General features: G+C 60.3%; 11 protein-coding genes. All 11 read left to right on the top strand.

The features are described 5' to 3' along the window. Positions 1–51 precede the first annotated feature (51 nt). The 11 genes from hisD to O1722_RS05500 all read left to right on the top strand — a co-directional run bounded on the left by hisD (position 52) and on the right by O1722_RS05500 (position 22923). On the top strand, positions 52–1374 hold the full coding sequence (hisD, locus tag O1722_RS05550; protein WP_100151310.1) for a histidinol dehydrogenase: 1323 nt from the start codon (positions 52–54) through the stop codon (positions 1372–1374). A 3-nt stretch (positions 1375–1377) separates the two neighbouring features. Beyond that, positions 1378–2142 (top strand): SDR family NAD(P)-dependent oxidoreductase, encoded by a 765-nt coding sequence (locus O1722_RS05545; RefSeq protein ID WP_033487539.1) that lies wholly within the window; start codon positions 1378–1380, stop codon positions 2140–2142. A gap of 8 nt (positions 2143–2150) precedes the next feature. Continuing rightward, positions 2151–2894, top strand: a complete 744-nt coding sequence (locus tag O1722_RS05540) for an alpha/beta fold hydrolase (protein ID WP_033487540.1) — start codon at positions 2151–2153, stop codon at positions 2892–2894. Next, the gene (locus O1722_RS05535) at positions 2876–3667 is read left to right on the top strand and encodes an HpcH/HpaI aldolase family protein (protein ID WP_033487541.1); all 792 of its coding nucleotides are present in this window, start codon (positions 2876–2878) and stop codon (positions 3665–3667) included. Before O1722_RS05540 ends, O1722_RS05535 begins: the two co-directional genes overlap by 19 nt. Positions 3668–3678: 11 nt before the next feature. Further along, entirely contained in the window at positions 3679–4854 is a 1176-nt protein-coding gene (locus tag O1722_RS05530; RefSeq protein ID WP_033487542.1) for a cupin domain-containing protein, read from the top strand. Positions 4855–5718: 864 nt separating this feature from the next. After that, positions 5719–17142, top strand: coding sequence for a BapA/Bap/LapF family large adhesin (locus O1722_RS05525; protein ID WP_131492444.1), 11424 nt, complete (start codon positions 5719–5721; stop codon positions 17140–17142). 82 nt (positions 17143–17224) lie between these two features. Next, a complete protein-coding gene (locus tag O1722_RS05520) occupies positions 17225–18628 on the top strand; it encodes a TolC family outer membrane protein (RefSeq protein ID WP_023295304.1) in 1404 nt (467 codons plus the stop codon). Beyond that, positions 18625–20817, top strand: a complete 2193-nt coding sequence (locus tag O1722_RS05515) for a type I secretion system permease/ATPase (protein ID WP_017692801.1) — start codon at positions 18625–18627, stop codon at positions 20815–20817. The genes O1722_RS05520 and O1722_RS05515 overlap by 4 nt, the downstream gene beginning before the upstream one ends. Next, positions 20798–21997 (top strand): beta-barrel domain-containing protein, encoded by a 1200-nt coding sequence (locus tag O1722_RS05510; RefSeq protein WP_017382757.1) that lies wholly within the window; start codon positions 20798–20800, stop codon positions 21995–21997. The genes O1722_RS05515 and O1722_RS05510 overlap by 20 nt, the downstream gene beginning before the upstream one ends. Before the next feature lie 250 nt (positions 21998–22247). After that, positions 22248–22547: a type II toxin-antitoxin system RelE/ParE family toxin gene (locus tag O1722_RS05505; RefSeq protein WP_015571638.1), complete on the top strand. Its 300-nt coding sequence runs from the start codon at positions 22248–22250 to the stop codon at positions 22545–22547. Positions 22548–22557: 10 nt separating this feature from the next. Next, entirely contained in the window at positions 22558–22923 is a 366-nt protein-coding gene (locus O1722_RS05500) for a HigA family addiction module antitoxin (protein WP_015571639.1), read from the top strand. Positions 22924–22926 lie beyond the last annotated feature (3 nt).

The following is a 22926-nucleotide window of genomic DNA, read 5'->3' as shown; positions in this document are numbered from 1 at the left end:
CCCGGCTCGCCGGGAGGACAACTGACATCTGAAAAAGGTAAGGAGAAGCGAGTGTCCTGGAAATTAAAAACCGGTAAATCTACCGAAGAGCGCCAGCAAGCCAACCAGCAAATAAGAGAAACGGTTGAACAAATACTTGCGGATATTGAAAAACGCGGAAATAAAGCCATTCGCGAATTATCCATTAAATTCGATCGTTATGACCGTCAGGATTATCGTCTGACGTCCGCGGAGATTGACCGCTGCATAAAACAGTTAAGCCGCCAGGAGATTCAGGATATTGAATTTGCCCAACAGCAGGTGGCGAATTTTGCCCGCGCGCAGAAAGAATGTCTGCGTGACCTGGAAATTGAAACGCGTCCCGGGGTGATCCTCGGACATAAAAATATTCCGATTAACGCCGTAGGATGTTACGTGCCTGGCGGAAAATATCCCCTGCTCGCCTCCGCGCACATGTCGATCATCACTGCCAGCGTGGCGGGGTGTTCAAGAATCATCAGCTGTGCCCCGCCGTTTAACGGTCAGCCCGCCCCGGCGATTGTCGCGGCGCAAAAAATGGCTGGCGCAACGGAAATCTATGCCCTTGGCGGCATTCAGGCGATAGGCGCCATGGCGCTGGGCACGGACTCGCTGGCACCGGTCGACATGCTGGTCGGGCCCGGTAACGCCTTCGTTGCGGAGGCCAAACGCCAGCTGTTCGGCCGGGTAGGTATCGATCTGTTTGCCGGTCCGACGGAAACGCTGGTGATTGCCGATGACACTGTTGACGCGGAAATGTGCGCCACGGACCTGCTGGGCCAGGCCGAACACGGCGTCACCACCCCTGCCATCCTGCTGACGAACTCGCTTCAACTTGCCAAAGAGACGCTCAGCGAAGTGGAACGGCTGCTGGAAAAGCTCCCTACCGCCGACATTGCCCGCCAGTCGTGGCAGGACTACGGGGAAATCATCGTCTGCGACAGCCACGAAGAGATGCTGCTGGAGGCAGATCGTATCGCTTCCGAACATGTTCAGGTGATGACCGACCGGGACGACTGGTTCCTGGCTAACCTGACCAATTACGGCGCGCTGTTCCTTGGACCGCATACTAACGTGGCCTACGGCGATAAGGTGATCGGCACCAACCACACCCTGCCCACGCAGAAAGCCGCACGTTATACCGGCGGCCTGTGGGTGGGCAAGTTCATGAAAACCTGCACCTTCCAGAAAGTCCTCAGCGACGAAGCCACTGCCGAAATCGGCAGCTATTGTTCCCGTCTGTCGCTGCTGGAAGGGTTCGCCGGACATGCCGAGCAGGCCAATATTCGCGTGCGCCGTTATGGCCAGACGGAAGTTCCCTACGCCACACCGGCCCCGGTCAGGGAAAAGGTGTAAGCCATGACGCTTTTGCAAACGCCCTCTTTCACCCTGCACGGCAAACGCGCGCTGGTGACCGGCGGGTCAAGAGGGATTGGCTTCGCCGCCGCCGTCGCCCTCGCACAGGCGGGAGCAGAGGTATGGATCGCCGCCCGGGGCCGCGAGGCGCTGGCGCATGCCACAGGTCTGGCAGCGGAACACAGTCTCGCATTTCACCCGCTGGAACTGGATATTACCGACACTCAGGAGGTGGCGCGTGTGCTGGCGACGTTGCCCACGCCCGACATTCTGGTGAACAGTGCCGGGCTGGCCCGCCACCAGCCGTTTCTTAAGGTGAACGAGGAAAATTTCGATGCGGTGATGGCGCTTAACCTGCGCGCCACCTTTTTTATCAGCCAGCATGTGGCGCGCAGAATGCGGGTGGACGGTAAGGGGGGATCGATTATTCACATCTCATCGCAAATGGGACACGTTGGTGGCCCCGAGCGTAGCGTGTACTGTGCCTCCAAATTCGCGCTTGAAGGGTTAACCCGAACGATGGCGCTGGAGCTGGGCGATGCGGGGATCCGTGTCAATACGCTGTGCCCGACCTTCATTGAAACCGACCTGACGCGTTCGTCGCTCGCCGACCCGGCATTTCGCCGCTATGTGCTGGACAACATCAAACTGCGCCGGCCAGGCAGGCTGGAGGACATTATGGGGCCGGTAGTGTTCCTCGCCTCTGAGGCCGCCGGGCTGATCACCGGCAGCGCCCTGATGGTTGACGGCGGCTGGACGGCTACGTGAGGGATGCAATGGAATATCCGCTTCTGGACAATACCGATCTGCCGCTGGTTCTGCTTGGCGGCACGCTGTGTAACGCCCGGCTCTGGCAGCCCGTCATTGAACGGCTGAACGTCTCAGCGGTGCTGTGCATCACGCTGACGGGCGCAGAGTCCGCGCCGCAGGCGTCACGGCGGTTGTTAAAGGTTCTGCCACCGCGCTTTCTGCTGGCGGGCTTTTCGCTCGGCGCGATTGTCGCGCTGCAAATGGCCGCCGACGCGCCAGAAAGAGTGAACGGGCTGACGCTGATTTCCGTTAATCCGTTGCCCGTTGCGCCAGACACCCTTGCTTCACGCCGGGAAGCGGTACACACCGCACAGGCGCGGGGCCTGGCCGACTGGCTGGTCTCGTCGCTGTGGCAGAGCTATGTCGCCCCGTCACGTCTGTCCGATCGGATCCTGCAAGAGACTATTTGCCGAATGGCGCAAGAGTGCGGCATTGAGACCTTTGCGGAGCAAACGGAAATGGCCATTCACCGGCAGGACAACCGGGCTGCGTTTAACGCCCTCTCCTGCCCCACATTACTTCTAAACGGCGCGCAGGACGTTATCTGCACGCCCCATCATCATCAGCTACTGACAGCAGGCAACGCGAACGTGACCAGGCATACGGTGGAGGCTGGCGGGCATTTTATTCCGCTGGAAACCCCGGATGAGATCGCGCCGCTGCTGCGTCAGTGGATAACGGAGTGCATACAGTGCGCAAAAACAGTTTAAAGACCACATTTCTGGAAAATACCCCGATCGTTAACGGCTGGCTGGCGATCCCGTCCGGGTATAGCGCGGAAATTATGGGCCATCAGGGTTACGACGCCGTCACCGTCGATTTGCAGCACGGCATGATTGATTTTGCCAGCGCGTTGTCGATGCTACAGGCGCTATCGAGCACGCCTGCCGTGCCGCTGGTGAGGGTGGCAGATAACGATCCGGCGCAAATCATGCGCGTATTAGACGCCGGCGCGTATGGCGTAATCTGTCCGATGATCTCCAGCGCGGAACAGGCTCGCCGTTTTGTCGCTGCCTGTCGCTATCCACCGCTGGGTGTTCGCTCCTTTGGTCCGGCCAGAGGTCTACTCTACGGCGGCAGTGATTATCCACAGCACGCTAACGACGAGATCCTGACGCTGGCAATGATCGAAACCCGCGAAGGGCTGGCGGATCTTGACGCCATCCTTGATACCGAAGGACTAGACGGTGTGTTTATTGGCCCCAACGATCTCTCGCTGACGCTGACCGGCAGCGCCAGCGCCGAATCCCAACATCCCGAAATGCTTGCTGCTATTGAGCGGGTGATTCACTGCTGCCGCCAGCAGCAGAAGATTGCCGGTATTTTCTGCACTTCCGGCGCGGCCGCCGCAGCGCGTATTGCGCAGGGTTTCCAGTTTGTTACCCCTGCAAACGACGTTATGCAGCTGGGTCGCGCCTCACGTGAAGCAATTGCCCTCGCCCGCGGCAACGCCATCCCTACCACCGGTGCATCCGGGTATTAAAAGGAGAAATGATGAAAACTATCCATCTTAGCCAGAGCCAGGCACGAACACGGTTAATCGCCCCCGACGATATGGTTTCCTGCAATCTTGCTTTTATTGATTGCAAGCTGCCCGGTTCGCATCTCAAACAAAACTATTCCTTCATCGGCCCGGGTGTAACTCAGTCCAGCGAGCAGATTGTTAATATCCCCGAGCCGCACGGCTTTAACATTGGCGCGGCGGCTATGCCGAAAGGGGTAACCAATAACCTGCATCTGCATTTCACCGCAGAAGTGTTCCTGATCCATGAAGGGACATGGCGTTTTCGCTGGGGCGCCAACGGCGAGCATGAAGCGGAATTTAGCGCGCCCACCATCCTCTCAATACCGACCTGGATCTTCCGCGGTTTCACCAACGTCAGTAAAGAAGATACCTGCGGCATGGTATTTACCGTGCTCGGCGGGGACAACACGGGCGGCATCATCTGGCACCCGTCAGTGCTGGCGGCCGCCAGCGAGTACGGTATGTATCTCAGCAAGGATAATATGCTGATTGCGCAGGAGGCAGGTGAACCAATGCCCGATCCCGCCACGCTGCTGACGCCGCTGTCAGAGCAATATATTGCCGGTCTGCGTGACTACAGCGTTGAGGAGATGCGCCAGCGTGCGGTAACCGGCGATGATCGCTGCTGGTCAGCGCAGGGACTGCTGGACTCGGTGCTGCCGGGACACGGCGGCGAAATTGCGCCGGTTATCGGTTTCGGCATTTCACAGGATCGGGATTCCGCTCCCGCTACCCTGAGCCCGCACGGTTTTTCCGTCGAATGGCTGCGGCTTGCTGACGACCACATTGTCGGTCGCCATCTCTGCCCGGATATTCAGGTGATCATGGTCTTTAAAGGCCAGCTGGAGGTGACCTGGAACGAGGCGGGTAAGGAAGTCAGCATTATCGCCCCGGAACGTTCGGTGATCTCCATTCCTGCAAACAGCTGGCGCCGCTACCGCGCGGTTGATGGCAATGTGGAGTTTATTCTGACGACCCAGGGCGATCAGCGTAAGCGCCTGTACTGGGACGAAGCGATCCTGCACCAGGCGAGAGAACACAATCGCTGTCTCGATCCTGATGGCTACGTGGCGGATGCCGACATCCTGCCAGCCACGGCCCGTCGGGCCGGAGAAAAAGTAGAAAAAGTGCCAGCAGCTAACTGATTTTTACGGCAAAGTGGCGCAAAATAGGGGGGCAGGGATCGCCTGCACCATCATCAATAATGATGCACATAAAACGGATTGCATGATAAACATGGATGGAAAATCAAATGTACAGACCCATAGTCGTTATCCTCTTTATTCTTCTGACGCTCGCCGCACTGATTGAAATGGGGATTATCTCTTTCGGCTAAACCTCCCCCCTCAGAAAGGCCACATTTGCGGCCTTTTTATTTATGAAATATGTGAAGTCGACAGTTTATTTTTATGCGTAGCAGAATCCAAACCCAAACCGAAAATATATTTCATTAATGCAACTCTTCGAAATATATCATACAGCAGATGATTCACCCTAACTTAAATCATTATTAAGCAGTCATTAATATTCGCTGTAATTATAAATAAAGCCTATGTATTCAGTATTATCCCCCTCTCATTTCTTCCACTACCTAATCCCGACAGCCTGTACGCCAACGCCTCTGTGGCGCGGCCCGCATAGCCAACAAAATATATTCGCGCTATCAATTAATTTTCTCTGCAATCACAGTGCAGGGTTTACAGACACTTAATTTGCACATTCAGATATTTATAGCTATATCATTTTTACAGCAAAACAAATAATACCTGCACAAATAATAAGGTTTATAAATTACGAAAATATAAATAAATAACAGTTACTCATGTAAATAATTAGCTTCGCCCTGATGTTGCCACGTTGATTGCTGGCGGGTCTCGGTCGCTCTAAAGAAAGCAACGGTAAATACTGTTTTATTCACAGTATTTTCGCCGGGAGCGCCCTCATCCCTCCAGAAAATATGGCCACGTCTGACACGCCGTAAACAATAACTCTGCTGGAGTAATAACTGTATGAGCCAAATATCTGTTATATCGAAACTAACTGGCGTGGAAACGACCACGGAGGGAACACAGGTAACACTCGGCCATTCGTCTATTGTTAAACTTAATGTGGATCGCGCCGATATCTCAGGTTACTCCCGCAGCGGAAACGATCTGGTGATTACCCTCCACTCGGGCGAAGTGATTACCCTCAAGAATTTCTACGTCACCGACGCGCAGGGCGTGAGCCAGCTGGTGCTTGAGGAGAGCGACGGTGCGCTGTGGTGGATTGAAGATCCAACCGGTGCCGCCACCTATGAATCCATCGCCTCCACGGACGCCCTACTGGCGGCGTCAGGGAGTGATACCGGCGGCGCCGCAGCGTGGCCCTGGGTGCTGGGTGGCCTGGCCGTCGCAGGTGGGATTGCCATTGCGGCGGGAACCGGCGGTGGAGGTGGCGGGGATGACGATAACAACAGTCCGAATCCCGGCAATCCGGGAAATCCTTCCGAGCCAGATACCACGCCTCCGGATGCCCCCACCAATCTACAGGTCTCACCTGACGGCAAAACCGTCACCGGTACCGCTGAGCCGGGCAGCACGATTACCCTGAAAGATGCCGATGGCAACACCATCGGAACGGGCAAAGCGGGTAGCGACGGGAAATTTACGATTGATCTCGGTACGCCGCTTACCAACGGAGAACAGATCACCGCTACCGCCACCGATCCGTCCGGCAATACCAGCCAGGGCGGTCAGGTTACGGCACCGGATCTCACCGCGCCGGATGCCCCGGCCAATCTGGAGGTCTCCCCTGACGGCAAAACCGTCACCGGTACCGCTGAGCCGGGCAGCACCGTTACCCTGAAAGATGCCGATGGCAACACCATCGGAACGGGCAAAGCGGGCAGCGACGGGAAATTTACGATTGATCTCGGTACGCCGCTTACCAACGGAGAACAGATCACCGCTACCGCCACCGATCCGTCCGGCAATACCAGCCCGGGCGTTCAGGTCACGGCACCGGATTTAACCGCGCCGGATGCACCCGAGATTGTCACCGTCAATGATAACGTGGGCGCCGAAACAGGCCCGCTGAGCAACGGACAACGCACGGACGATGCGCGTCCGACGTTCAGCGGCATCAGTGAAGCCGGCACCGTCATTACCTTCTATGACAACGGGAAACCGATTGGCACCGCCACAGCCGATGCCACCGGGAAATGGAGCTTTACCCCGTCGACCAACCTGTCTGAAGGCAACCACGCCATTACCACCACCGCGACCGATGCCGCAGGCAATACCAGCCCGGCGTCCACGGCGGTAACCTTCGTGGTCGATACCGTCGCGCCTGGCGCGCCAGCGATCGTCAGCATCACCGATGATGTTGCGCCTGGCACCGGCACGCTCGGGAGTGGAAGCAGCACCAACGACCCACGGCCACAGCTCACCGGCACGGCGGAAGCGGGCTCGACGGTCACCATCTATGATAACGGCATTGCCATTGGCACAGCGGTTGTGGGCAGTAACGGAAGCTGGAGCTTTACGCCGTCGGTGAATCTGAGCGAAGGCAGCCACCAGCTTACCGTGCGCGCCACCGACGTCGCCGGTAACACCGGCCTAGCCTCGCCGGTCTTTACCGTCACGGTAGATGTCACCGCGCCGCAAACGCCTTCCGGATTTATCATTAACGACGACACGGGCGTACTGAAAGGGGCGATCGGTGCCGGGCAGTTTACCGATGCCTCAGAGCCGCGCCTGACGGGCAGAGGCGAACCGGGCAGCACGATCACGGTTTACGATAACGGCGTTGTTATCGGCACCACCACCGTTCTGCCGAACGGTACCTGGAGCATCACGCCGACGAGTCCACTGGCAGAAGGCACACACTCGATTACCCTACGGGAAACCGATGCGGCAGGCAACCAGAGCGGTCTGTCTCAGCCGATCAACTTTACCGTCGATCTTACGCCGCCAGACATGCCGGTTGCGACGCTCAACTCCGCAGGCACCCAGATTACCGGTACCGCCGAGCCGGGCAGTAAAATCGTCATCACCAACAATGCCGGGCTGCAAATCGGGACCGCCACTGCCGACAGCAACGGCAACTATGTCGCCAACCTGAACCCTGCGCAGACCAACGGTGAGATTATCTCCGTGGTCGCCTCCGATGCCGCAGGCAACCAGAGCTCACCGGCGCTGGTTAACGCAGCGGATATCACCCCGCCTGCCGCACCGGGCAACCTGGTGGTGGCGGAAGACGGGGCCAGCGTCAGCGGAACCGCCGAGCCAAACAGCACGATTATCATTAAAGCGCCGGACGGTACGATCATCGGCCAGGCCACCGCCGGTCCGGACGGCACATTTACCATCCCGATTTCGCCAGCCCAGACCAACGGCGAAGCCCTTGAAGTGACGGCCACCGACGGCAGCGGTAACACCAGTCCGTCTGGCTTTGCCGACGCGCCAGACAGCACCCCACCGCTGGCGCCGGAAAACGTGGTGATCTCTGCCGACGGCACCACCGTAACCGGTACAGCCGAGCCGGGCAGTACCGTCACCATTCGTGAAAATGGCGTGAAGGTCGGGGAAGCGGTCGCCGACGATCAGGGGAATTTCAGCGTAGATCTGATCCCGCCGAAAGCCAACGGCGAAGCCCTGACTGCCGATGCCACTGATACCGCCGGAAACACCGGTCCGACCGCGCCGTTTGACGCGCCGGACATCACCGCGGCACAAACCCCGGTCATCACGGGCGTGGTGGATGATGCCCCCGGCGTCACCGGTCCTGTCAGCCAGAACGGTCTCACCAACGACAGCACGCCTACCATCAACGGAACGGGCGAGCCTGGCACCACCATCACCCTCTACAGCGGTACTACCGAAATTGGCACCGCAGTCGTGTCGGCGAACGGTCAGTGGTCCATCACGCTGGAAACCGCGCTACCGGACGGCGGGCACGTACTGACGGCGACGGCGGTTGACGCCAACAATAACCTCAGCGGGACATCGAACACCTGGAGCATCACGGTGGATACCGCCGCCCCGGGCGCGCCGGCCATTACGCAGGTCATTGATGACGTACCGGGCCGCACGGGTGCGCTCGACACCAATGAAACCACCAACGACACGCTCCCGACGCTGAACGGTACCGGCGAGCCGGGCTCCACCGTGACGATCCGTCTGGACGGACAGGATATTGGTACTGCCGTTGTCAACAGCGGTGGCGCATGGACCTTCACGCCTACTACCCCATTAGTGAACGGGCAGCATACGTTCACCGTCGTCGCGAGCGATGCGGCCGGCAACGCCAGCGCACCATCAGCCGGCTTTACCTTTACCGTCGATACGACTCCGCCACCGGCGGCCACCATTGACACCGTTTCCGATAACGTGGGGCCCGTGCAGCTTCCGCTTAACAGCGGGGACACCACCGACGACACGCTGCCGCAGTTGCAGGGAACCGCACCGGACGGCACCACCATCACGATCTATGACGGAACCACCCTGCTCGGCACGGCCGTGCTCGACGGCAGCGGCGGCTGGAGCTTCACGCCAACCACGCCGCTGACGGACGGCCCGCACTCGCTGACGGTCCACGCAACGGATGAGGCGGGTAACACCACCATTTCGCCGCCGTTTGAACTGGCGATCGACACCACCGCGCCTGCAACGCCGGATATTCCTGAGATCACCGTCAACCCGGACGGCGGCACGCCGGGGACGGCCCTGAATCCTGGGGAGACCACCCGGGATACCACGCCAACCCTGAGCGGCTCGGGCACGCCGGGCGATACCGTCAACATTTACGATGGTGCCACCAAAATTGGTGAAGCCGAGATCGATGGCGACGGTAACTGGAGCTGGACACCCACCACTCCGCTGCCTGACGGCACCTACGATCTCTCCCTGACGGTGACCAACCAGGACAGCGCCGGGAACGAAAGCGCGCCGTCCACGCCGGTGACCATTACCATTGATACCGACGCGCCTGCCCAGCCGGGAACCCCAACGGTGACAGACAGCGTAAGCCAGATCACCGGTCCCGTGCTGGATGGCGAATCCACCAACGATCCGCGTCCGGTCCTGAGCGGCACCGGTACGCCGAATGACGTCATTACCATCTATGACCAGGTGGGTACAGGCGAGCCGCAGGCCGTGGGCAGCGTTACGGTGGACGGTAACGGTAACTGGAGCTGGCGTCCTGAGAACAACATTGGCGAAGGGACGCACGAATACACGGCGACCGCCACCGATGAAGCCGGGAACGAATCTGTGCCATCAGCCGGTATCACGATAACGGTCGATACCCTCGCCCCGGACACCCCTGTTATCAGCGACATCGCCGGCGCGCAGAACGGCGGGTCCACTAACGACACCACACCGACCCTGAGCGGAACCGGCACCACCGGCGAGACGGTGATCATCTACAACAACGGCGTGGAAGTGGATCGCGTTGAAGTCGTCAATGGCGGATGGTCCTATACCCTGCCGACGCAGACCGACGGCCCGCTGAATATCACCGTCGCCGCGGTGGACGATGCCGGTAACGTTAGCCCGGTAAGCCCGGTCTTTACGGTGGAGGTTGATACGCAGGCGCCAACCGTGCCGCAAATTGACGCCGTCTCTGACAGCCAGCTGACCAACAGCGTGCTTTACACCCGCGACGGTACGCCAACCCTCACCGGGATTGGCGAGCCGGGTTCGAGCGTCACCGTTTCTGTTGATGGTGTCGCCTCGCCGGTGGTCGTGGAGGTTCAGCCGAACGGGACATGGTCCTGGACCGCCGACCCTGCGCTTACCGAGGGGCCGCATACCTTCTCAGTGGCCGCGAGTGACGCGGCGGGGAATACCTCCGCCAGCTCCGGGGATCTCAGCGTGACGGTGGATACCCTGCCGCCTGCAACGCCAACTAATATCACCATTGCCGCGGAGGGCACCCCGCTGACCGGGACGGCAGATGACGGAACCACGGTGACGGTTCGTGACGCCAACGGCAATGTCATCGGGACCGGGGTCGCGACGGGAGGCACCTTCTCCATTGCCCTCTCCCCGGCCCAGTTGGATGCCGCGACGCTGACGCTCACCGCCACGGACCCCGCAGGCAATGCCAGCCCGTCAACCACCTTTGACGTGCCGGACTCTCCGCTCGAGCTGCCTGCGGTACCGGTGATTACGGCGATCAACGATGACGTCGATCCCGTCACGGGTGATGTGAAAGATAAAACCACCAATGACGTCACGCCTACCCTTACCGGCACCGCCGATCCGGGGAGCGTGATCGCCATTTATCAGGATGGATCGCTGCTTCCGGTGACCACTGTCGTTGCGGATACCAACGGCAACTGGAGCTACACGCCACCGTTGCCGCTGACGGAAGGGCCACACACCTTTGCAGTGACCGCCACGAATACCACCACCGGCGAGACCAGCGGACAGTCGCCGATCGCGACCGTGACCGTCGACCTTACCGCCCCGACAGCGCCAGCCATCGGTGCGGTGACTGATGACGTAGGTCCGATCACCGGCCCAATCGCCGACGGGCAGAGTACCAATGACAACCGTCCTACCCTGACCGGGACAGGCACGGCCGGGGACACTATTACGGTGTACGATGACGGCGACCCGCTGGGCACCGTTGTTGTCGGTCCGACCGGCACCTGGAGCTACACGCCGCCTGCGCTGGACGACGGCAGCCACACCCTGACCGTGACCGCCACCGACCCGGCGGGCAATGAGAGCACCCCGTCGGCCGGGATCACCATTGTGGTCGACACCGTCTCCACCACGCCGGTGATTACCAGCGTGACGGATAACGCAGGCAATGCGGCAACGCCTGTCCCAAGCGGCGATCCAACCAACGACACCACGCCAACCCTGACCGGTACCGCCGAGCCGAACAGCGTCGTCGCCATTTTTGATGGCGCCACGCAGATTGGTACGGTGTCGGCAGACGGTACCGGCGCCTGGGCATTTACCCCTGAAACCGCCCTCGGGGAAGGAACGCATGACTTTACGGTCAGAGCGACGGATCCGCAGGGCAACGTCAGCCAGCCGTCCGGCGTCTGGAGCATCAATATCGATCTGACGGCGCCACAGGTGCCGACGATCGATACGGTCAGCGACAACGCTCCGGGTGGCGTAACCGGCCCGCTTACCGCCGGGCAGGTCACCAATGACACCACACCAACCCTGAGCGGCACCGGCCAGGCGGGTACCACCATTCACGTTCTGAATAACGGCGTGGAGATTGGTACCACTACGGTCGACGGCAACGGTAACTGGACCTTTACGCCGGATCCGGTTCTGACGGACGGGACGTATAACCTGCGCGTCAACGCCAGCGATGATGTCGGAAACGTCTCCGCCAACTCGCCAGTATTCGCCTTTACGGTGGATACCACTGGCCCTGCGGCCCCGGTGGTTACCACGGTGATAGACGATGTCAGCCCGGGAACGGGAATCATCGCCAGCAACGGTTCCACCAACGACACCCGTCCAACCTTCAACGGTACGGGGGAAGTGGGCGCAACGGTGCACGTTATTGTCGATGATGTGGAAATCGGCACGGCGGTCGTCAACGCCCAGGGTAACTGGACCTTCACGCCGACCACCGCGCTGGGTGAAGGGCCGCATACCATTACCTTCAACGCCACCGATGCCGCAGGCAATACCGGGGTCACCTCGCCACCGTTCAACCTGACGGTGGATACGTCGGTGCCCGACGCACCGGTCTTTACCCCTGCCACCGACAATGCCGGTCCCGTGCTGGGCCCGGTCGCCTCGGGACAAAGCACAGACGACACCACGCCAACGCTGAACGGCACCGCGGCAGCCAACGCGACCATCACCATCTATGAGAATGGTCAGCAGGTGGGCACCGCCGTGGCGGATGCCAACGGCGTATGGAGCTTCACCACCGGCACGCTGGCAAACGGCAGCCACACCTGGACCGCCACGGCAACCGATGCCGCGGGCAACGTCAGTCCTGCCTCACCAGGCTTTACGCTGGTTGTGGATACGACTGCGCCTGCCGCGCCGGTTATCACCCAGGCGATTGACGATGTTGGCACCATCACCGGGGCGATTGGCTCCGGCCAGACCACGAACGATCCTCTCCCGCGCCTGGTGGGGACCAGCGAGCCGCTGGCCACCGTGAATATCTACGAAGGCACGACGCTGGTGGGCACCGGTACTGCCGATGCTAACGGCAACTGGACCGTGGATATCACCGTGCCGCTGGGCACCGGGTCACACACCTTTACCGCAGAAGCAACGGATCAGGCGGGGAACACCGGCGCGCCGTCCGCCGACTTCAGCCTGACCATTGACACCACGCCGCCAGCGCTACCGGTGCTGACCAGCATCACCGACGACGTCGGTAATGCTGCGACGCCTGTCGCCAACGGCGGGTTAACCAACGATGCACGTCCAACGCTCACCGGTACGGCAGAAGCCGGCGCGACGGTAACCATCTATGACAATGGGGTACAGATTGGCACCGCGGTCGCCACCGGCGGCGCGTGGAGCTTTACGCCGTCCACCCCGCTGGCTGACGGGCCGCATAATCTGACCTTCTCCGCCACCGACGCCGTGGGCAACGCCAGCGCGCAGACCGGGGGTTACACCATCAATGTGGATGCCACCGCCCCTGTCGCACCGGCAATCACCTCGATTGTGGATGATGTGGGAACCGTCACCGGCCCTGTCACCGGCACCAACCCAACCAACGACACCCGTCCGACCTTAAACGGTACGGCGGAAGCCAATGCCACCGTACGTATTTACGACGGCACAACGCTGGTGGGAACCGTCACTGCCGATGCCAACGGCAACTGGACGCTGCCGCAAACCAGCACCACGCTGACCGAAGGCGCGCATAACTTCACCGCCACCGCCACCGATGCCGCGGGCAATACCAGCGCGCCATCGCCGATTATCACGATCAACGTTGACCTGACGCCGCCAGCAGCCCCAACCGGGCTGGCGGTGATCACCAACGGGACGCAGGTTACCGGTACGGCGGAAGCAGGAAGTACCGTCACCATTACCAGCAGCACCGGAACCGTGCTTGGAACGGCCGTCGCGGACGGCAGCGGAAACTTCAGCGCCACCCTCACCCCTCCACAGACCGGCGGGGAGTCACTGATTGTCTTTGCTACCGATAAGGCCGGTAACGCAGGTATCACCACCTCCGTGATTGCCCCGATCACCACGATCCCGAACGCGCCGGTTATCGCTAACATCGACGATAACGTTGGCACGGTGACGGGCAACCTGACCAACGGGAAAACCACCGATGACACCACGCCAACCCTGAGCGGCACGGCGCAGCCAAACGCGACTATCACCCTCTATAACAACGGGGTGCTGATGGGCACGGTCACCGCAAATGCCAGCGGCAACTGGAGCTTCACCACGCCGGTGCTGAGCGAAGGGCCGCATGCCTTCACCGCCACGGCGAGCAACGGCTCGGGCACCAGCCCGATTTCCACCTCGACCACCGTCATTGTCGATCTCACTGCGCCAACGGCCCCGACCGGGACCTTCAACGCAGACGGCAGTGTACTGACCGGTAGCGCCGAAGCGGGCAGTACCGTCACCATCCGTCTGGCGGATAACTCAACGGTCACCGCCACGGCAGACAGCAACGGCTCCTGGAGCTACACCTTCCTCAATAAACAGACGGAAGGCCAGACGCTGCAAATCACCGCCACCGACGCGGCAGGCAACGTCTCGCTGCCCGGCTCAGCCCTTGCGCCGGTGGTGCCGCTCTCAGCCAGCACCAACGTTGAAGAGCTGGCGCTGACAACCACCGCAACGGTGACCAACTCGCAGTACAGCGACTATGGTTTCCTGCTGGTGGGCGCCGTAGGTAACGTGCTGACGCTGCTCGGCAACGACACCGCGCAGGTAGGTTTCACCGTCGGCAGCGGCGGCAGTGCGGATATTGCCGTGAACGCCAACGCCACGGGGGCCGTACTCTCCCTGCTCAATACCCTTGAGCTGGTGGTACAGCGCTTTGACGCCGCCAACAACACCTGGACCACCGTGGTCGACACCGGACAGCCGCAGTTCGCTGACCTGCTGACCCTCGGCGCGACGGGGGTGTCGCTGAACCTGACCGGCCTGGCGGATGGTCAGTATCGCGTCCTGAGCTACAACACTAACCTGCTGGCAACCGGCTCTTACACCAGCCTCGATGTGGCGGTGAAAGAGACCAGCGCAGGCACCGTGTCCGGCGAGACCAGCGTTGTCGGGAACGTCATCACCGACGTGGATCCAACCGCAGGCAGCGACAACGCCCCGGCGGGCACCACCGTCACCGCGGTCACCAACGCCCAGGGCACCACCACCAGCGTCACGGCTGACGGCACGGTGATTCAGGGGCAGTACGGCACGCTGACCATCAACCTGGACGGCAGCTATACCTATAACCTGACCAACACCAGCGCCGCCGTCATTGGGCGCACGGAGAACTTTACCTACACCATCACCCACAACGGCACCAGCGCCTCGGCAAATCTGGTTCTGTCGCTGGGCGAAGGCACCAGCAGCAGCGGTATCGTGGCCGTGGACGATACCGCCTCGCTGACCTTCGATACCTCCGTGGAGGCGATTAACAACGGCACCTCGTCGCAGGGCGGCTTTACCCTGGTGGGGATCAACCTTGGCAATACGCTGGGGCTGAACCTGCTGGACGATCTGGCCAACCCGATCATCTATAACGTGGAAGAAGGCACCACCCGCACCATGACCGTTCAGGCGTCCGTGGGCGGCGTGGCGCTGGCCTCGGTGTTCGACCTCTACATCTATAAGTTCAACAATGCGACGCAGACCTTCGAGCAGATGCGCGTTGAACCCGGCTGGCTGCGCGCGCCGCTGCTGGGCGGCACCTCCTCGCAGCTGACGCTGAATCTGCCCGCCGGCGAGTACCTGTTCCTGCTCAATACGGCGGCGGGGATCACCGCGCTGACGGCCTACACGCTGAACGTCTTGCAGGATCATGTCTACAGCGTGGCAAGCGTGAGCGAGAGCACCACCGGGGATGTGCTGGCGGATGATATTGCGCCAGCGGGTACCGTGGTCTCCGACGTTAACGGCGTGGCGGTGAACAGCAGCGGTCTGACGGAGATCACCGGCGAGTACGGTACGCTGCGGATCAACGCGGCCGGAGAGTACACCTACACCCTGAACAGCGGGGTCGGCGCGGACCATATCAGCACGCCGGATACCTTCGTCTACACCATCACCGCGCCTGACGGCTCGAAAGACACGGCATCGCTGAACATCACCCCAACCGCGCGCCCAATGGATGCGGTAAACGATGTCAGCACCGCGATGGACGTCACGTCGGTTCACCATACGTCAACCTATACGGATACCTCCGTCGGCACCGCCAGCTGGACTACCGCCCTGTTGGGGTCAACGCAGGGCAGCGGAAGCGGGACCTTCGTGGTGGATGCAAACACCGCGCTGCATAACGCCTCGCTGCACTTTAACGTGGCCTCGCTGCTGGCACTGGGCGGGCTGACGGTGAACTGGTCAATCACTGACGGGACGAATGTGATTCGCAGCGGCTCCTTCAGCGGAGGCTCACTGCTGGGCGGCAGCATCGACGTTCCGCTGACCGGTCTGGATCTCAACGCTGGGACCTATACGCTGAACTTTACCGGCAGCGTACCGGGGCTGAGCGTGGGGAACATCACCATTACCCCAAGCGTAAACGGCACGACCTACTCCCTGTCGCAATTCGACGCGACGGGCACCCACACCGTTGACGGCAATATCTTCGACGGCACCGGCTCCGCAGGGGCGATGGACCAGCTGCACTCGGTTGATACCCGCGTGAGCATTACCGGCTACGACGGCGTTACCACCACGCTGGATCCGTACACCGGCAGCACGATGTCAAACATCACGGGCCACTACGGGACGCTGGCGATTGCCGCTGACGGCAGTTACACCTATACCCTTAACCCGGGGATCTCGCTCTCTACCATTACCAGCAAGGAGGTCTTTAACTACACCCTGACCGACGCCAGCGGCGCCACGGATACCGCGTCGCTGACCATTGACATGGCGCCGAAATTTGTCAGTTCGGAGCATAACGATGTGATTAACGGCACGGCCTACGGCGACACGCTGATTTATCAGGTGTTGAACAATACGGCGGGTAACGCTACCGCAGGTAACAGCACGGGCGACCACTGGACGAACTTCTCCCTCACGCAGGGAGACAAGATCGACATTGGCGATCTGCTGGTGGGCTGGAACGGTAGTGCGTCGACGCTGGGGAACTATGTGTCTGTTTCACAAAGCGGTAACAATACTGTGATCTCCATCGACCGTGACGGCACGGGAGCCGCCTACACTAAATCTGCGCTCGTTACGCTGGACAACGTTCAGACCACCTACGACGAGCTTGTAAACCAGCAACACATCATTACCTGATAGCACCTGCAAGAAATGACCCGGGCGCGCACAGCGCCCGGGCATAAACAAAAAAGCAGTACTTTTTTATTAGGGACAAGACATGGGAAAGAAGATGCCTTACTGGTGGCTCTCGTGCTGCCTGATATCTGTGCCCGCTATCGCGGCAAACCCTGCGGCGATGATTAATACCGGACAATTAAGCGAAACGCAGGAACTCCCCTCTTTAAATGGTCGCGTGGCGCCCGTAGCCAGCAAAGCCGCCCCCGGCACGCTACAGCTGAATGAAGCGGTTAACCGCGCCGTGACCTGGCATCCGGCCATCAGTGAAGCCGTCGGCAAACTTTATCAGCAGAGCGAAAATGTGGACGTCGCCAAATCGAAATATTATCCGCAAATTAACGCCGGCATGGATAACGGCTATAGCCACGACGGTGACGATAATGGCTTTACCCCTTCGCTGGTGCTTTCTCTTTCGCAAATGCTTTACGACTTCGGCAAAGTCGCAAGCCAGGTACGCGCGGAAAACGCGGGCGTCGCCCAGCAGCAGGCCAACGTGCTGGTGAGCATCGACACCATCGCCCACGATACCGCCATCGCCATGGTGCAGGTGCAGACCTGGCAGCAGATGGTCGAGACCGCCAAAGAACAGCTGGATGCCCTGTCCTCCATCGGCACCCTGACGAAACAACGTAATGATGAAGGCGCAACGTCACTCTCTGACGTGGTGCAGACCGACGCCCGCATCGAAGGGGCGCGTGCGCAGCTGATGCAGTATCAGGCCAGCCTCGACAGCTCGCGCGCCACGCTGATGAGCCTGCTGGGCTGGGACAGCCTGAACGCGGTCAGCAATGACTTTCCGCAGAGTCTGGCCCGCAGCTGCGACATCGCCGAGCCGGACGATCGTCTGGTGCCCTCGGTATTAGCGGCCTGGGCGCAGGCCAACGTCGCGCAGGCTAATCTCGACTATGCCAACGCGCAAATGACCCCTACCGTTTCGCTGGAGCCGGAAGTTCGTCACTACCTGAACGACCGCTACGCCGGCAACGAAACGCGGGACCGCACCCAGTACTCCGCGTGGGTAAAAGTGCAGATGCCGCTCTATCAGGGCGGCGGCCTCACCGCCCGGCGTAACGCCGCCGGACACGCGGTGGAATCCGCCCAGTCCACCATCCAGCGCACCCGTCTTGAGGTGCGGCAAAAACTGCTGGAAGCGCGCAGCCAGGTGATGAGCCTGATGAGCACGCTTCAGATCCAGGGCCGTCAGGAAGCGCTCAGCGCCCGCACCCGCGAGCTGTATCAGCAGCAGTATCTCGATCTCGGTTCCCGCCCGCTGCTCGACGTGCTCAACGCCGAGCAGGAGGTGTATCAGGCGCGCTTTACCCAACAGCAAACCGCCGGACAGCTGCATCAGCTTCAGCTCAACTGTCTGTACAACACCGGGCGCCTGCGTCACGCGTTCGATCTTGAAAACCGCACCATCCAGACCGTGGAGATCCAGCCATGAAGCAACGCGATATTCCGCAGGGTGAAAACATGACGGATGAGGCGCTGGAGCAGTGGGCGCAGGCGTTTGGCTATGTGGCGACGCGCTATCGCGTTGCCTGCTCGCCAGGCTCGCTGATCGCCGGCGCGCCGTGGCTGAAAGGCAAACCGATGGTGCCCGCGCTGACGCAGCTCGCCCGTGAAGCCGGGCTGACATTCCAGCTGCTGACGGCCGATCAGCACGCTATCAACAGCTGGCGTCTGCCGGTGGTGGTGGAGCTGAACGACGGTAAAATCGGCGTGATCGACAATTTCGACGGCGAGGATACGCTTGAGGTCAGCTTTTTCGACGACAGCACGCACACCAACCGCCTGTCGATGAGCGCGATGCTGCCTGCCATCCGCCACGTCATCGCCCTGCGTCCGCTGGCGGCGCTGAAGGACAGCCGCGTGGATGCCTATATCTCAAAATACCGCCCGGACTGGCTCTACCGGCTGGTGATGCGCGACCTTCGCCCTTACAGCTGGGTGATGCTGGCGGCACTGTTCATTAACGTGCTCTCCCTCTCGGGCATCGTCTTTTCCATGCAGGTGTATGACCGGGTGATCCCCGCCCAGTCCTATCCGACGCTCTATGTGCTGACCATCGGGGTGCTGATCGCCACGCTGTTTGGCTTTGTGCTGCGCGTGGCGCGCGGACACATTATGGATCTGCTGGGTAAACGCTCGGATCTGCGCGTCTCGGATCGGGTGTTCGGCCACGCGCTGCGGCTGCGCCACAGCGCCATTCCGCGATCCACCGGCAGCTTTATCTCCCAGCTGCGCGAGCTGGAGCAGATCCGCGAGATGGTCACCTCCTCCACCATCTCCACCATCGTCGATCTGCCGTTTTTTATCCTGTTTGTGATTGTGCTGGCGATCATCGCTCCGCAGCTGGCGTGGATCGCCCCGGTGGCGGCGGTGATCATGGTCCTGCCTGGCCTGCTGCTGCAAAAGAAGCTGGCGGAGCTGGCGAAGCAGTCGGCGCATGAATCAACCCTGCGCAACGCGGTGCTGGTGGAGAGCGTGCAGGGGCTGGAGGACATCAAGCTGATGCAGGCGGAGAACCGCTTTTTACAGCAGTGGAACAGCTATATCCAGATCACCGCTGAATCCGGCCTGCGCACCCGCGAGCTGACCCAGAACCTGATCAGCTGGGGGATGACCATTCAGAGCCTGGTGTATGCCGGGGTGATCGTGGTGGGCGCGCCGATGGTGATCGACGGCACCTTAACCACCGGTTCAGTGGTGGCCGCCTCAATGCTCGCCTCACGGATGATCGCCCCGATGGCGACGCTGTGCGGCGTGCTGGCCCGCTGGCAGCAGGTGAAGGCGGCCAAAGAGGGGCTGGACAGCATCATGCAGCTGCCCACCGAGAACCAGCGCGAAGAGACGCCGATTCGCCAGGACGTGCTGCGCGGGCATTACCTGTTCGAGCAGGCGCAGTTCCGCTATCACCCGGAAGATCCGCGTATGGCGCTGCGTATTAACCGTCTGGAGATCAAAGCGGGCGAGAAAGTGGCGATCCTCGGGCGCAACGGCGCGGGCAAATCAACCCTGTTGCAGGCGATGGCGGGCGGGATGGATCTGGCGGGCGGTGAACTGCGGCTCGACAACCTTAGCCTGCCGCATCTGGACGTGGCTGACGTGCGGCGAAACGTCGGCTTTATGACCCAGAACGCCCGGCTGTTTTACGGCACCCTGCGCGAGAACATCACGCTCGGCATGCCGCGCGCCACCGATAAAGAGATCTTCGAGGTGCTGGAGATGTGCGGCGCGGCCAGCTTTGTGCAGAAGCTGCCGAAGGGGCTGGATTACCCGATTATGGAGAACGGTGTCGGGCTGTCCGGCGGGCAGCGGCAGTCCATCCTGCTGGCACGGATGCTACTGCGCGATCCGAATATCGTGCTGATGGATGAACCGACCGCTTCCCTTGATGAGCATACCGAGCGGGAATTTATTCAGCGCCTCGGAGCGTGGCTTGGCAACCGCACGCTGATTGTCGCGACCCACCGCGTGCCGGTGCTGGAGCTGGTGGAGCGCGTGGTGGTACTCAAAGATGGCATGCTGGTGATGGACGCGCCAAAAGCCCAGGCGCTGAACAACAGCCGAATGCAGCAACAGCAGCAGGCAACCGGACGGGAGTGGAAAAATGAAAATCAGTCAGCGTGACGTTGCCGCAGTAGAAGATCTGGATAACGCGCTCGACTCAGAAAGCGGTTATACCGGTGCCCGGCGCATTGTTTTCTTCTCCCTGCTGATGTTTGTGGTGCTTGGCGTCTGGGCGTGGTTCGGGGTGCTGGACGAAGTCTCAACCGGCACCGGGAAAGTGATCCCCAGCTCACGCGAGCAGGTATTGCAGTCGCTGGATGGGGGGATCCTCACCGAGCTGAACGTGCACGAAGGGGATCAGGTGCAGGCCGGACAGGTGCTGGCGCGACTGGATCCTACCCGCTCGGAATCCAACGTCGGCGAAAGCGCGGCGCGTTACCGCGCGTCGCTGGCCTCCAGCGCGCGTCTGTATGCCGAGGTGAACGATCTGCCGCTCAAATTTCCGCCGTCCCTGGCGAAATGGACCGACCTGACCGCCGCTGAAACGCGGCTCTACAACTCGCGCCGCGCCCAGCTTGAGGATACCCAGCGGGAGTTGCGCGCCGCGTTAGATCTCGCGAACAAAGAGCTGGCGATCACCCAGCGGCTGGTGAAAACCGGGGCCGCCAGCCACGTGGAAGTGCTGCGCCTGCAACGGCAGAAAAGCGACCTGGAGCTGAAGCTCACCGACGTGCGTTCCCAGTATTACGTGCAGGCCCGTGAAGCGCTGTCGAAGGCCAACGCCGAGGTGGATATGGTGTCAGCGATCCTGAAAGGCCGCGAGGATTCCGTTACCCGTCTGACGGTGAAGTCTCCGGTGCGCGGGATCGTGAAAAACATCAAAGTGACAACGATTGGCGGTGTGATCCCGCCCAACGGTGAGCTGATGGAAATTGTGCCGGTGGACGATCACCTGCTGATTGAAACCCGCCTCTCGCCGCGGGATATCGCCTTTATCCACCCTAATCAGGAGGCGCTGGTGAAAATCACCGCCTACGATTACGCGATTTACGGTGGGCTACACGGGGTGGTGGAGACCATTTCGCCGGACACTATTCAGGACGAAGCGAAGCCGGAGGTGTTCTATTACCGGGTGTTTATCCGTACCAGCCAGGATTATCTGGTGAATAAGGCGGGCAGACACTTCTCGATCGTGCCAGGGATGATAGCGACGGTGGATATCAAGACCGGTGAGAAAACGGTGCTGGATTATATGATCAAACCGTTTAACCGGGCGAAGGAGGCGCTGAGGGAGCGGTAGTCAAACGCCGGGTGGCGGCTGCGCCTTACCCGGCCTACATTCTCGCAGGCCCGCGCAAGCGCAGCGCCGCCGGGCATTAATCCGCACGCAAGACGTGGAATCCGCCTCGAAGAATTAACCTTTAGTCATGCATCACACTTCCCTTCAGCCATGACCAGGGTAATATTACTCGCAGACAAAACGCACTTGCGCACAGTGCAGGAGTGCATTACTATCCACTCAGCTTCAAGGACTGGAGCTTACCAGCATTATGATTAATCATTTTCGGGATCAATGGCTTGAGGATTTTTTTCTCTACGGGAGATCGAGCAATGTTATTCCTTTGAATCTGGAAACAGCGCTTGCAAGAAAGCTCGACATCATCAATGCGGCCATGTCGCACCTGGATTTACGATCGCCACCGGGCAATATGTATGAAGCATTGAGTCCTCCGTTGAAGGGATATTCCTCTATCCGGGTAAACAGACAATACAGGCTTGTATTTCGCTGGTCAGAGGGAAAAGCAGACGATCTCTATCTCTCTCCACACAAGTACACGCAACACAAGTGAGGCATCACCTATGACACTTCAACAGGCACTCCGCAAACCCACCACGCCGGGCGAGGTGTTGCAGTATGAGTATCTTGAACCGCTCAATCTGAAAATCAACGATCTGGCAGAGATGCTAAATGTACACCGCAATACCGTAAGCGCATTGGTCAATAACAATCGCAAACTTACTGCCGATATGGCGATCAAACTGGCAAAAGCCTTTAATACCACTATTGAATTTTGGCTGAACTTACAGCTAAACGTTGATATCTGGGAAGCGCAATCTAACTCCCGCACGCAGGAGGAGTTAAGCCGGATAAAAACCGTTGCGGAAGTCATGGCGAAGCGAAAATCCGGCAAGCCAGACGTTACCCTGCACGGGAACAGCGCATAACGG

The organism is Enterobacter cloacae complex sp. HYC003_NIDB (assembly GCF_056673375.1).
This window is presented reverse-complemented; position numbering and strand designations above follow the sequence as displayed.